This window comes from Enterobacter sp. Tr-810 (genome assembly GCF_011752765.1).
GTDB lineage: Bacteria > Pseudomonadota > Gammaproteobacteria > Enterobacterales > Enterobacteriaceae > Enterobacter > Enterobacter soli.
The window spans coordinates 1,161,905-1,174,852 of sequence record NZ_VWWW01000001.1 but is presented as its reverse complement, the minus strand read 5'-3'; the positions used below and the strand labels follow the sequence as shown (position 1 = coordinate 1,174,852).

Genomic DNA, 12,948 nt, shown 5'->3' with positions numbered 1-12,948 from the left:
GGCTTAGATAATATGGACTTAATACGTTTTCTGATTGATTTCATTCTGCATATCGATGTTCATCTGGCGGAGCTCGTCGCACAATATGGCGTGTGGGTATACGCCATTCTGTTCCTGATCCTGTTCTGCGAAACCGGTCTGGTTGTTACCCCGTTCCTGCCGGGCGATTCGCTGCTGTTCGTTGCCGGGGCGTTATCGGCACTGCCAACAAACGATCTGAATGTACATATGATGGTGGCGCTGATGGTGGTTGCGGCGATTGTGGGTGATGCCCTCAATTACACCATTGGTCGGGTTTTTGGTGAGCGATTATTCAGCAACCCTGACTCGAAGATTTTCCGTCGTAGCTACTTAGACAAGACGCACGCGTTCTATGAACGTCACGGCGGTAAAACCATTATCCTTGCGCGTTTTGTGCCAATTGTTCGTACTTTTGCTCCCTTTGTGGCGGGAATGGGCCATATGTCCTATCGTCATTTTGCGGCGTACAACGTGGTTGGCGCACTGCTGTGGGTACTGCTGTTTACCTACGCAGGTTACCTGTTCGGTGACCTCCCGGTAGTGCAGGAAAACCTTAAGTTGCTGATTGTAGCCATTATTGTGCTTTCAATCCTGCCCGGCGTTATCGAAATTATTCGCCACAGACGCGCGGCGGCAAAACAAGCGAAGTAAATGCGCATTCGCGGTTCGACCACTTTTTTGTCCAAAGTTTCGGGCTGTTATGTTTTAATGTGCAACATTCATGGTCTGTTGGAGGCAAAAATGGCATTATTCGCCTCTTATAGCAAAACTGGCATCCGACCAGGTTCAGGCAGAAAGGTTATCAATGAGCTGGATTGAACGAATTAAAAGCAACATAACCCCGACTCGTAAAGCGAGTATTCCAGAAGGGGTGTGGACGAAGTGTGATAGCTGCGGCCAGGTTCTGTACCGCGCCGAGCTGGAACGCAATCTTGAGGTGTGTCCTAAGTGTGACCACCACATGCGCATGTCGGCGCGTAACCGCCTGCATAGCCTGCTGGACGAAGGTTCTCTGGTAGAACTGGGTAGCGAACTCGAGCCGAAAGACGTGCTGAAGTTCCGCGATTCCAAAAAATACAAAGATCGTCTGGCCTCTGCTCAGAAAGAGACTGGCGAGAAAGACGCGCTGATCGTGATGAAAGGTACTCTGCACGAGATGCCGGTCGTTGCCGCAGCGTTTGAGTTCTCCTTTATGGGCGGCTCAATGGGCTCCGTAGTGGGTGCGCGTTTCGTGCGTGCTGTTGAGCAGGCGCTGGAAGACAATTGCCCGCTGATCTGCTTCTCCGCCTCTGGCGGTGCGCGTATGCAGGAAGCGCTGATGTCCCTGATGCAGATGGCGAAAACCTCTGCTGCGCTGGCGAAAATGCAGGAACGCGGTCTGCCGTACATTTCTGTACTGACCGACCCAACGATGGGTGGTGTTTCTGCAAGCTTCGCGATGCTGGGCGATCTGAACATCGCTGAGCCAAAAGCGCTGATCGGCTTTGCGGGCCCTCGCGTTATCGAACAAACCGTACGTGAAAAACTGCCGCCGGGATTCCAGCGCAGTGAATTCCTTATCGAGAAAGGCGCTATCGACATGATCGTTCGCCGCCCGGAAATGCGCCTGAAACTGGCAAGCATCCTGGCGAAGCTGATGAATCTGCCAGCGCCTAACCCGGATGAGCCGCGCGAAGGCGTGGTCGTACCGGATCAGGAACCCGAGGCCTGATAACTGAAAAGGGCAGGGCCGGTTGGCGCTGCCCTTTTTCTTTCTAATCGTTAATGACAACCGGGCATCATGGAAAATAAAAGCATTCCCCAAGCCACGTCGCCCCTGGCCGCGTGGCTTTCTTATCTGGAAAACCTGCACAGTAAAACCATTGATATGGGACTTGAGCGCGTAAGCCAGGTCGCCGCGCGTCTGGGCGTGTTAAAACCCGCACCGTTCGTGTTTACCGTTGCGGGCACTAACGGTAAAGGCACCACCTGCCGCACGCTGGAATCGATGCTGATGGCTGCGGGCTTTAAGGTTGGCGTTTACAGCTCTCCGCATCTGGTACGTTACACCGAGCGCGTGCGCGTGCAGAACAGCGAACTGTCGGAATCTGCCCACACCGCTTCGTTTGCGGAAATCGAGGCCGCGCGCGGCGAGATCTCATTAACCTATTTTGAATACGGTACCCTTTCCGCATTGTGGCTGTTCAAGCAGGCGCAGCTGGATGTCGTGATCCTGGAAGTTGGCCTGGGCGGGCGTCTGGATGCCACCAATATGGTGGACGCGGATGTCTCCGTGGTGACCAGCATTGCCCTGGATCATACCGACTGGCTGGGGCCGGACAGAGAAAGCATTGGCCGCGAGAAAGCCGGTATCTTCCGCGCCAGCAGGCCTGCTGTGGTCGGTGAGCCGGATATGCCGCACACCATTGCTGATGTGGCGAAAGAGAAGGGCGCTGTGCTGCTGCGTCGCGGCGTTGACTGGCAGTATGAAGTGCAGGATAACGGCTGGCGTTTCAGCGATGCTCAGGGCGTGCTGGATAACCTGCCGCTGCCGCAGGTGCCACAGCCGAACGCGGCAACCGCGCTGGCTGCACTGCGCGCCAGTGGGCTGAATGTTAGCGAACAGGCCATTCGTGATGGCATTCAGAATGCGATTCTGCCCGGGCGTTTCCAGATCGTCAGCGAGTCACCGCGCCTGATCCTGGATGTGGCGCACAATCCCCATGCGGCGGCATATCTTGCCGGACGTCTTAAATCGTTACCAAAAACCGGGCGCGTGCTGGCGGTTATCGGTATGCTTCATGATAAAGATATCGCTGGCACGCTGGCCTGCATGGAGACTGTGGTCGATTGCTGGTATTGTGCTCCACTGGAAGGGCCACGTGGCGCCACTGCCGAACAGTTGATGGAACATCTCGGCAAAGGCGAAATCTATAAAAGCGTGGCGCTGGCCTGGGAAGCTGCGATGGCAGATGCTAACCCAGAAGATACCGTGCTGGTGTGTGGGTCGTTCCACACAGTCGCACATGTCATGGAAGTGATGGACGCGGGGAGAACCGGTGGCGAGTAAGTTTCAGAACCGTTTAACAGGAACCATTGTGCTTGTTGCGCTGGGGGTGATTATTCTCCCTGGGTTGCTCGACGGGCAGAAAAAGCATTATCAGGACGAATTTGCGGCAATCCCGCTGGTCCCTAAACCGGGCGATCGTGACGAGCCTGACATGTCTCCTGCTGCCACGCAGGCTCTGCCTGCTCAGCCCCCTGAAGGTGCGGCTGAAGAGGTGCGGGCAGGGGATGCTGCGGCACCGTCGCTCGATCCCTCTCGTCTGGCAGTGAATACCAACAGTGAAATCGATCCTGTGCCTGTTCCGGTTGAACAGCCTAAGCCTGTTGAAAAACCGAAACCTGTCGAGAAACCACAGCCAAAACCGCAGCGTGATAAAACCGCCGATCAGCTTGCGGCAGCGTCAGAAACGCCGCCTCCGGCAAAACCGGCCCAGCAGGATGCTGCCCCAACCGGTAAAGCCTACGTTGTGCAGCTCGGTGCGCTAAAAAATGCCGATAAAGTCAATGAGGTAGTGGGCAAACTGCGCGGTGCGGGTTATCGGGTTTACACTTCACCTTCCACGCCAGTACAGGGTAAAATCACCCGTATTCTTGTGGGGCCAGAAGCGTCGAAAGATAAGCTGAAAGGTTCGCTTGGCGAGCTGAAGCAAATCTCTGGTCTGAGCGGTGTGGTGATGAATTACAGTGCGAACTGATCTTCCTCTCTCCCCACTGGGGTGAGGGAAACATACGTCCGCAGAGACGTAAAAAGCCTGTGGCGTTGAACATTTTTTCAGCGCCTTTTTTATTTACGCGCGGGAAGGAAATCCCTACGCAAACGTTTTCTTTTTCTGTTAGAATTCGCCCCGAACTGGATGACAGGGCGTTTAATCGTGGGACACATATGGTCTGGATTGATTACGCCATCATTGCGGTGATTGGTTTTTCCTGTCTGGTTAGCCTGATCCGTGGCTTTGTTCGTGAAGCGTTATCGCTGGTGACATGGGGTTGTGCTTTCTTTGTTGCCAGTCATTACTACACTTACCTGTCTGTCTGGTTCACGGGCTTTGAAGATGAACTGGTCCGAAATGGAATCGCCATCGCGGTATTGTTTATCGCGACGCTGTTAGTCGGCGCTATCGTGAATTACGTGATAGGTCAACTGGTCGAGAAAACCGGTCTGTCAGGAACGGACAGGGTGCTCGGGATCTGTTTCGGGGCGTTGCGAGGCGTGCTGATTGTAGCCGCGATACTGTTCTTCCTTGATACCTTTACCGGTTTCTCAAAAAGTGAAGACTGGCAGAAGTCGCAGCTCATTCCAGAGTTCAGCTTCATCATCAGATGGTTCTTTGACTATCTGCAAAGCTCGTCGAGTTTCTTGCCCAGGGCATAAACCCTGAGATGTGGCTTAACGAGGAAAAGACGAATGTGCGGTATTGTCGGTATCGCCGGTTTCATGCCGGTAAACCAGTCTATTTATGACGCATTATCGGTGCTTCAGCACCGTGGACAGGATGCAGCAGGCATCATCACTATTGATGCACACAACTGCTTCCGTTTACGTAAAGCAAACGGCCTGGTAAACGATGTGTTTGAAGCCCGCCATATGCAGCGCCTGCAAGGTAATATGGGGATTGGTCACGTTCGTTATCCTACCGCTGGCAGCTCCAGCGCCTCTGAGGCTCAGCCTTTCTACGTTAACTCTCCATACGGCATCACGCTTGCCCACAACGGCAACCTGACCAACGCCCATGAGCTGCGTAAAAAGCTGTTCGAAGAGAAACGTCGCCACATTAACACCACCTCTGATTCTGAAATCCTGCTCAACATCTTCGCCAGCGAGCTGGATAACTTCCGCCATTATCCGCTGGAAGCAGATAACATTTTTGCCGCCGTTGCCGCGACTAACCGCCAGATCCGTGGCGCGTATGCCTGTGTGGCGATGATTATCGGTCACGGAATGGTTGCCTTCCGCGATCCAAACGGTATCCGTCCGCTGGTGCTTGGCAAGCGCGATCTTGGCGATGGCCGTACTGAATATATGGTTGCCTCTGAAAGCGTGGCGCTGGATACCCTGGGTTTTGAATTCCTGCGTGACGTTGCACCAGGTGAAGCGGTTTACATCACGGAGAAGGGCCAGCTGTTTACCCGCCAGTGTGCCGACAACCCGGTCAGCAACCCGTGCCTGTTCGAATACGTCTATTTCGCGCGTCCTGACTCCTTCATTGACAAGATTTCTGTGTACAGCGCACGCGTGAACATGGGAACCAAACTGGGTGAGAAGATTGCCCGCGAGTGGGACGATCTGGATATCGACGTGGTTATTCCAATCCCGGAAACCTCCTGCGATATCGCTCTGGAAATCGCCCGCATTCTGGATAAGCCATATCGTCAGGGTTTTGTGAAAAACCGCTACGTTGGCCGTACCTTCATCATGCCGGGCCAGCAGCTGCGCCGTAAATCTGTACGCCGTAAGCTGAACGCCAACCGCGCTGAGTTCCGTGACAAAAACGTGCTGCTGGTGGATGACTCCATCGTGCGTGGTACCACGTCTGAGCAGATTATCGAGATGGCGCGTGAAGCCGGTGCGAAGAAAGTGTATCTGGCCTCTGCGGCACCGGAAATTCGCTTCCCTAACGTGTATGGCATCGATATGCCAACCGCCAATGAGCTGATTGCTCACGGTCGCGAAGTAGACGAAATTCGCCAGATCATCGGTGCCGACGGCCTGATTTTCCAGGACCTGAACGATCTGATCGACGCCGTGCGCGCCGAGAACCCGGATATTCAGCAGTTCGAATGTTCCGTGTTCAACGGTGTGTATGTGACCAAAGACGTTGACCAGCAGTATCTCGACTACCTTGATTCGCTGCGCAATGACGATGCGAAAGCCGTCCAGCTGCAAAACGATCTCGAAAGCTTAGAGATGCACAACGAAGGTTGATGTTTCAGCAAGTGAGGGCGTTCGCCCTCACTTGCAACTCCTCGTAAAATCCTGCACAGTCAGCCCTGAAATCGGCAAGGGCAAAAATCATGAAACGACTCATTGTAGGGATAAGCGGTGCCAGCGGCGCAATTTACGGCGTCCGTCTGTTGCAGGTACTGCGTGATGTGGCAGAAGTGGAAACCCATCTGGTGATGAGCCAGGCGGCGCGTCAGACGCTCTCCCTCGAAACCGATTTCTCCCTGCGCGATGTTCAGTCTCTGGCTGATGTGGTTCACGATGCCCGTGATATCGCGGCCAACATCTCTTCGGGTTCGTTTAAAACGGCAGGAATGGTGATTTTGCCCTGCTCAATCAAAACCCTCTCCGGCATCGTTAACAGCTATACCGACACGCTGGTGACGCGCGCGGCGGATGTGGTGCTGAAAGAGCGCCGCCCGCTGGTATTATGCGTACGCGAAACGCCACTGCACCTGGGGCATCTGCGCTTAATGACCCAGGCGGCAGAGCTGGGTGCCGTCATTATGCCGCCTGTTCCGGCGTTCTATCATCGCCCGGAGTCTCTGGATGATGTGATTAATCAAACGGTTAACCGCGTGCTGGATCAGTTTGATATCGACCTGCCCGAAGACCTTTTCACGCGCTGGCAAGGCGCCTGAATCTGTGCACCAGCAGCGTGCATGAAAAGACAAGTTGCCCTGTTTCAGGGCAAAACTGCAACCGCGATCATATCCTCAACATTTAATTCGTTTTTTCCCTTTTTCTCTTTCCGGTTCGTTCGGCAGACCTGCTATCTTTCACCATTAAGGCAATATCGCAACGTTTTATTAACATATTTAACGTCGATTTTTTCACCAGACGGCAATGTGGCATAAGACCTGCAAGAGAAGCCTGCAACACAACACACAACACACAACACAATACATAATAAAATCACGGTACTTGAGGGTAAATGTATGAAGAAGACGGTTTTGGCTCTGTCTTTGCTCGTGGGGTTAAGTGCAGCAGCAGGTAGCTACGCGGCACTTCCACAGACAGTACGTATCGGTACAGACGCAACCTACGCGCCATTCTCTTCCAAGGATGCGAAAGGCGATTTCGTTGGGTTTGATATCGATCTGGGAAATGAAATGTGCAAACGCATTGCGGTGAAATGCACATGGGTGGGCAGTGACTTCGACGCGCTGATCCCGTCACTGAAAGCCAAGAAAATTGACGCCATTATCTCCTCTCTTTCCATCACCGAAAAACGTCAGCAGGAGATTGCCTTCTCTGACAAGCTCTACGCCGCAGACTCCCGTCTGATTGCCGCGAAAGGCTCCCCAATCCAGCCGACCATCGACTCGCTGAAAGGCAAGCATGTAGGCGTTCTTCAGGGCTCAACCCAGGAAGGCTTCGCCAATGCAAACTGGCGTGAGAAGGGCGTGGACGTGGTGGCTTACCAGAACCAGGATCTGATCTACTCTGACCTGGCGGCAGGCCGTCTGGATGCGGCGTTCCAGGACGAAGTGGCCGCAAGCGAAGGCTTCCTGAAGCAGCCTGCGGGTAAAGATTACGCATTTGCTGGCCCGTCTGTTAAAGACAAAAAATACTTTGGTGACGGCACCGGTATTGGCCTGCGCAAAGACGATACCGAGCTGAAAGCAGCGTTCGACAAAGCCTTTGCCGAGCTGCGTAAAGACGGTACCTACGACAAACTGGCGAAGAAATACTTCGACTTCAACGTATACGGCGATTAATCGCTGTGACGGGAATGCACCATGGCAGGGGGCTGTCATGGTGCGTTGCGGGTGTCGGTGAACCATTATGGTGCATTGGCGGTCAGTTATTGGCCTGTTAATGCATACTTAAGCACTCATGATGCAAAAAATCCCACTGATGGGGCATTATCTTTTGCCTTGCGGAGGCGATTAATGGCACATTAGGGCCACCCCGTCGTAGTAAAAAATCCCGTAAGAATCCAGTCTGTTGAGGATAGATATGAAAAAACTGATATTGTCACTTTCTCTGGTGTTGGCCGTTTCCAGCACAACCGCGGCTTTCGCTGCCATTCCGCAGAAAATTCGTATTGGTACTGATCCAACCTATGCCCCGTTCGAATCGAAGAATGCGAAAGGGGAACTGGTCGGTTTTGACATCGATCTGGCCAACGAACTGTGCAAACGTATCAAAGCGCAATGTACCTACGTTGAAAACCCACTGGATGCGCTGATCCCGTCGCTGAAAGCGAAAAAAATCGACGTGATCATGTCCTCTCTCTCTATCACCGAAAAACGCCAGCAGGAAATTGCCTTCACGGACAAACTCTACGCTGCGGATTCTCGCCTGGTGGTGGCAAAAGCGTCTGATATCCAGCCAACGATTGAATCACTGAAAGGCAAACGCGTGGGCGTGTTGCAGGGAACCACTCAGGAAACCTACGGCAACGAGCACTGGGCGCCGAAAGGGATTGAAATTGTCTCTTATCAGGGCCAGGAAAATATCTACGCTGACCTGACGGCGGGCCGTATTGATGCCGCATTCCAGGATGAAGTCGCCGCAAGCGAAGGCTTCCTGAAACAGCCTGTGGGTAAAGATTACAAGTTCGGCGGTCCGTCCATTAAGGATGTGAAACTCTTTGGTGTGGGCACCGGCATGGGTCTGCGCAAAGAAGACAACGAACTGCGTGAAGCACTGAACAAAGCCTTTGCAGAAATGCGTGCTGACGGTACTTACGAAAAACTGGCGAAAAAATACTTTGATTTCAACGTGTACGGCGGCTAATCACCCCGTCATATAACGTGCGCCCCCTCCCGATAAGGGAGGGGAAAAGACACGGTTTCACTACTCACGATACGACAGGGCACGCGGTATGCTGTACGGATTTTCTGGCGTTATTTTACAAGGCGCGCTGGTCACCCTTGAGCTGGCTATCAGCTCCGTGGTGCTGGCGGTGCTGATAGGCCTGGCGGGTGCGGGGGCAAAGCTTTCGGCGAGCAGACCTCTGGCGCTGCTGTTTGAAGGCTATACCACGCTGATTCGCGGTGTTCCTGATCTGGTGTTGATGCTGCTGATTTTTTACGGCCTCCAGATTGCACTGAATAGCCTGACAGACGCCATCGGCATGGAGCAAATTGATATCGACCCAATGGTGGCCGGTATTATTACCCTCGGCTTTATCTACGGCGCGTACTTCACGGAAACCTTCCGCGGTGCCTACATGGCCGTGCCGAAAGGGCACATTGAAGCGGCGACCGCGTTCGGTTTTACCTCCTCACAAACATTTCGCCGGATCATGTTCCCGGCCATGATGCGCTACGCGCTGCCGGGCATCGGCAACAACTGGCAGGTTATCCTCAAGGCGACCGCGCTGGTTTCTCTGCTTGGGTTGGAAGACGTGGTTAAAGCGACCCAGCTTGCCGGTAAGAGTACCTGGGAGCCGTTCTACTTTGCCGTGGTCTGTGGCGTTATCTATCTGGTCTTTACGACCGTCTCCAATGGTGTGCTGCTTCTGCTCGAACGTCGCTACTCCGTGGGTGTGAAGAGGGCTGACCTGTGATTGAGATTATTCAGGAATACTGGAAATCGCTGCTGTGGACGGATGGCTATCGCTTTACCGGTGTGGCGATAACTCTGTGGCTGCTGATTTCGTCGGTGGTGATGGGCGGCATTCTGGCGGTGTTTCTTGCCATTGGCCGCGTGTCGAACAATAAATTTATCCAGTTCCCGATCTGGCTGTTTACTTACGTGTTTCGCGGTACGCCGCTATACGTGCAGCTGCTGGTGTTTTATTCCGGTATGTACACCCTGGAGATCGTAAAAGGCACTGAGATGCTGAATGCTTTCTTCCGTAGCGGTCTGAACTGTACGGTGCTGGCCTTAACGCTGAATACCTGCGCCTATACCACCGAGATTTTCGCCGGTGCTATTCGCTCGGTGCCGTATGGTGAAATCGAAGCCGCGCGCGCGTACGGGTTCTCTTCCGTGAAGCTTTATCGTTGCATTATTTTGCCATCGGCACTGCGCATCGCGCTGCCGGCATACAGCAACGAAGTGATTTTGATGCTGCACTCGACCGCGCTGGCGTTTACGGCCACCGTACCGGATCTGCTCAAAATCGCCCGCGATATTAACTCCGCGACCTATCAGCCGTTTACCGCGTTTGGCATTGCGGCAGTACTCTATTTGATTATTTCGTATGTCCTGATTAGCCTGTTCCGCAAGGCTGAAAAACGCTGGTTGCAGCATATAAAACCTTCTTCGACGCACTGAGAATTATGATGGCTGAGAACAAACTAAACGTTATCGACTTGCACAAACGCTACGGCGAACATGAAGTGCTGAAAGGGGTGTCGTTGCAGGCTAATGCGGGCGACGTGATCAGTATCATCGGCTCATCAGGCTCGGGTAAAAGTACCTTCCTGCGCTGCATTAACTTCCTCGAAAAGCCGAGTGAAGGCTCCATCGTGGTGAGCGGCCAGAACATCAACCTGGTGCGTGATAAAGACGGCCAGCTGAAAGTGGCGGATAAAAACCAGCTGCGCCTGCTGCGTACCCGCCTGACGATGGTATTCCAGCACTTTAACCTCTGGAGCCACATGACGGTGCTGGAGAACGTGATGGAAGCACCGGTTCAGGTGCTGGGCTTAAGCAAGCAGGAAGCACGCGAACGCGCGATCAAATACCTGGCGAAAGTGGGTATTGATGAGCGCCAGCAGATGAAGTACCCGGTGCATTTGTCCGGTGGTCAGCAGCAGCGTGTTTCCATTGCCCGCGCGCTGGCAATGGAGCCGGAAGTGCTGTTGTTCGATGAACCGACTTCCGCGCTCGACCCGGAACTGGTTGGCGAAGTGCTGCGTATTATGCAGAAGCTGGCCGAAGAGGGGAAAACGATGGTGGTGGTGACACACGAAATGGGCTTTGCCCGTAACGTATCAAACCACGTGATTTTCCTGCATCAGGGGAAAATTGAAGAGCAAGGACATCCGGATGAGGTATTAGCGAACCCGCAGAGCCCGCGTTTGCAGCAGTTCCTGAAAGGGTCGTTGAAGTAAGTTTTGCCCTTCTCCCTCTCCCTGTGGGAGAGGGTTGGGGTGAGGGCATCAGACCGAACTACACTCCAGCCGATATACCCAGTCGTCATACCGAACGTCGTCAATCTCATACGCTTTTTCCAGCACCTGCGTACGCACAAAACCCGCTTTTTCTAACACCCGTACCGACCCGGCATTATCCGCCAGCACATAGGCATTAACCGCCTTCACGCCCGTCTGGTTAAAGGCGTACTCACACACCGCACGAAGCGCTTCGCTGGCGATCCCTTTTCCCTGCGCCGCAGGCACCACCGTATAGCCGATATCCGCTTCCTCACGGTTTACCGCGCTGATTTGCAGGCCTATATCGCCAAGCGGGGTATCATCATCATGCATACGGATCACAAAAACATGCGGCGCGGTCAGGCGTGCCGCGAACACGCGACGTGTCTCTTTTTCCGGGGCGATGGCAGCCATATAGCGCATGATGGCGCGGTCTTCCCGCAGGGTGCGGAAAAACGCCCAGTCAGAGGGTTCGAAAGGAGTCAGGTGCAGCCGGGGTGTAGTGATTGTTGCCATAATTACGCCGCCTTGCGAAGGATACGGGTGTATCACTTTACCACAATCTAGGGATGGGCTTTACCCACCACATCCCCCAGCGCTTCTTCCAGGTCGTACCAGCGGAACGCGAATCCCGCCGCTTCCAGCCGTTTTGGCAGCGCGCGTTGCCCGCCGAGCACCAGCACAGACGCTTCGCCCATCATTAAGCGGATTACCGTGGCCGGTACGCGCAATATCGCCGGGCGATGAAGCGCATGACCCAGCGCATGAGCAAACTGTTCATTACGCACCGGGTACGGAGACACCATATTGAACGGCCCGCGCAGATCGTTATCCAGCAGCCAGAGAATGCCGTTTACCATATCGTCGATATGGATCCAGGCAAGATACTGACGACCGTTACCGATAGGCCCGCCCAGGCCGAGCCGGAAGGGGGGGAGCATCTTCGCCAGAATGCCGCCTTTTGGCGCCAGCACCACGCCGGTTCGCAACAGGCACACGCGGGTATTTTCGCTCTGCGCGGCGCAGGCGATGCGCTCCCACTGGGCGCAGAGTTTATGGGTAAATTCGTTATGCGGTGGTTCCTCTTCGGTCACCACCACTTCACCCAGATCGCCGTAATAACCGGCAGCGGAGCCGGAAATAAACACGGCTGGCGGGGTATGGCTGTTGCGGAAAAGCTCAACCAGCTTTTCGGTGATGTTCCACCGGCTGCTGCACAGCAACTGTTTTTGCTCTTCCGTCCAGCGTTTGTCGGCGATGGGTTCGCCTGCAAGGTTGATAACGGCGTCAAAGCCGTCAAGATTCTGCTGTTCTGCCAGACTTTTCCAGATGTCGACCCCAGTTCCAAGCACCTGACGTGCTTTTTCCGGGCTACGGGTGACAACGGTTATCTCATGGTGTAACGCTTGCAGGCGAGGAATGAGATGGCTTCCAATCAGACCAGTGCCGCCAGTCAGCAGAATCTTCATACAACCTCCAGGTTTACGCCTGGCGTTGCCAGCTTAACGTCATGGAGACTGAGTCGGCGTAACGCAGGGCGTGAAGTTTATCGATCTCTACTTCAGCATAAGTGACCCAGTGATGTTCGCGTGCGATATCGAGCACATCCTGAGTTAATTTTTCCAGCAAAGAGAAGCGGTTGTTTTCAACGTACTGGATGATGCTTTTGGTAATGGTGCGATAGTTCAGCGCGTCGTTGATGTCTTCGCTGGCGCGGGCTTTTTCGGCCGGGTAGTGGATAGCCACATTGATGACGATATCCTGGCGGTTGGCGATCTCTTCTTCCTTGATACCGATGAAGGTGCGTAAGCGTAAGTTTTTGATGCGAATAATAGCGTCATGTTGCGACATTGCAGGTCTTCTCCGTGTCATTATTTCTTCTAT

Annotated in this window: 15 protein-coding genes; 12 read left to right on the top strand and 3 right to left on the bottom strand. The window is 53.9% G+C overall.

All coding sequences use genetic code 11. The features are described from left to right. Positions 1–12: 12 nt before the first annotated feature. The 12 genes from F3J30_RS05505 to hisP all read left to right on the top strand — a co-directional run bounded on the left by F3J30_RS05505 (position 13) and on the right by hisP (position 11,022). Positions 13–672, top strand: a complete 660-nt coding sequence (locus tag F3J30_RS05505) for a DedA family protein (protein ID WP_014071141.1) — start codon at positions 13–15, stop codon at positions 670–672. A 154-nt stretch (positions 673–826) separates the two neighbouring features. Further along, entirely contained in the window at positions 827–1,732 is a 906-nt protein-coding gene (gene accD, locus F3J30_RS05500; RefSeq protein ID WP_003861408.1) for an acetyl-CoA carboxylase, carboxyltransferase subunit beta, read from the top strand. Positions 1,733–1,801: 69 nt separating this feature from the next. Next, entirely contained in the window at positions 1,802–3,070 is a 1,269-nt protein-coding gene (gene folC, locus F3J30_RS05495) for a bifunctional tetrahydrofolate synthase/dihydrofolate synthase (RefSeq protein ID WP_166716438.1), read from the top strand. After that, entirely contained in the window at positions 3,060–3,761 is a 702-nt protein-coding gene (gene dedD / locus F3J30_RS05490) for a cell division protein DedD (protein WP_014071139.1), read from the top strand. Before folC ends, dedD begins: the two co-directional genes overlap by 11 nt. Before the next feature lie 188 nt (positions 3,762–3,949). Beyond that, positions 3,950–4,438: a colicin V production protein gene (gene cvpA, locus F3J30_RS05485; RefSeq protein WP_014071138.1), complete on the top strand. Its 489-nt coding sequence runs from the start codon at positions 3,950–3,952 to the stop codon at positions 4,436–4,438. Between the two features lie 33 nt (positions 4,439–4,471). Then, entirely contained in the window at positions 4,472–5,989 is a 1,518-nt protein-coding gene (gene purF, locus F3J30_RS05480) for an amidophosphoribosyltransferase (protein WP_014071137.1), read from the top strand. Positions 5,990–6,078: 89 nt separating this feature from the next. Continuing rightward, positions 6,079–6,648, top strand: a complete 570-nt coding sequence (locus F3J30_RS05475; RefSeq protein ID WP_166716436.1) for a UbiX family flavin prenyltransferase — start codon at positions 6,079–6,081, stop codon at positions 6,646–6,648. 297 nt (positions 6,649–6,945) lie between these two features. Further along, positions 6,946–7,728, top strand: coding sequence for a lysine/arginine/ornithine ABC transporter substrate-binding protein ArgT (gene argT, locus F3J30_RS05470; RefSeq protein WP_014071135.1), 783 nt, complete (start codon positions 6,946–6,948; stop codon positions 7,726–7,728). A 241-nt stretch (positions 7,729–7,969) separates the two neighbouring features. Beyond that, positions 7,970–8,752: a histidine ABC transporter substrate-binding protein HisJ gene (gene hisJ, locus F3J30_RS05465; RefSeq protein ID WP_014071134.1), complete on the top strand. Its 783-nt coding sequence runs from the start codon at positions 7,970–7,972 to the stop codon at positions 8,750–8,752. Positions 8,753–8,840: 88 nt separating this feature from the next. Continuing rightward, the gene (locus F3J30_RS05460; protein ID WP_166716434.1) at positions 8,841–9,527 is read left to right on the top strand and encodes a histidine ABC transporter permease HisQ; all 687 of its coding nucleotides are present in this window, start codon (positions 8,841–8,843) and stop codon (positions 9,525–9,527) included. Further along, on the top strand, positions 9,524–10,240 hold the full coding sequence (locus F3J30_RS05455; RefSeq protein ID WP_008502590.1) for an ABC transporter permease: 717 nt from the start codon (positions 9,524–9,526) through the stop codon (positions 10,238–10,240). Before F3J30_RS05460 ends, F3J30_RS05455 begins: the two co-directional genes overlap by 4 nt. Before the next feature lie 8 nt (positions 10,241–10,248). Further along, positions 10,249–11,022 carry a histidine ABC transporter ATP-binding protein HisP gene (gene hisP, locus F3J30_RS05450; protein WP_014071131.1) on the top strand — a complete coding sequence of 258 codons (774 nt, stop codon included), beginning with the start codon at positions 10,249–10,251 and terminating at the stop codon, positions 11,020–11,022. A gap of 48 nt (positions 11,023–11,070) precedes the next feature. Here hisP and F3J30_RS05445 read toward each other — a convergent pair whose 3' ends face one another. From F3J30_RS05445 to folX, 3 genes are read right to left on the bottom strand one after another with little or no spacing between them, the layout of a single operon-like run. Further along, the gene (locus F3J30_RS05445; protein WP_166716431.1) at positions 11,071–11,580 is read right to left on the bottom strand and encodes a GNAT family N-acetyltransferase; all 510 of its coding nucleotides are present in this window, start codon (positions 11,578–11,580) and stop codon (positions 11,071–11,073) included. A gap of 47 nt (positions 11,581–11,627) precedes the next feature. Beyond that, the gene (locus F3J30_RS05440) at positions 11,628–12,533 is read right to left on the bottom strand and encodes a TIGR01777 family oxidoreductase (protein WP_166716429.1); all 906 of its coding nucleotides are present in this window, start codon (positions 12,531–12,533) and stop codon (positions 11,628–11,630) included. Between the two features lie 13 nt (positions 12,534–12,546). Beyond that, positions 12,547–12,915, bottom strand: a complete 369-nt coding sequence (folX, locus tag F3J30_RS05435) for a dihydroneopterin triphosphate 2'-epimerase (RefSeq protein ID WP_014071128.1) — start codon at positions 12,913–12,915, stop codon at positions 12,547–12,549. Between the last annotated feature and the right edge of the window lie 33 nt (positions 12,916–12,948).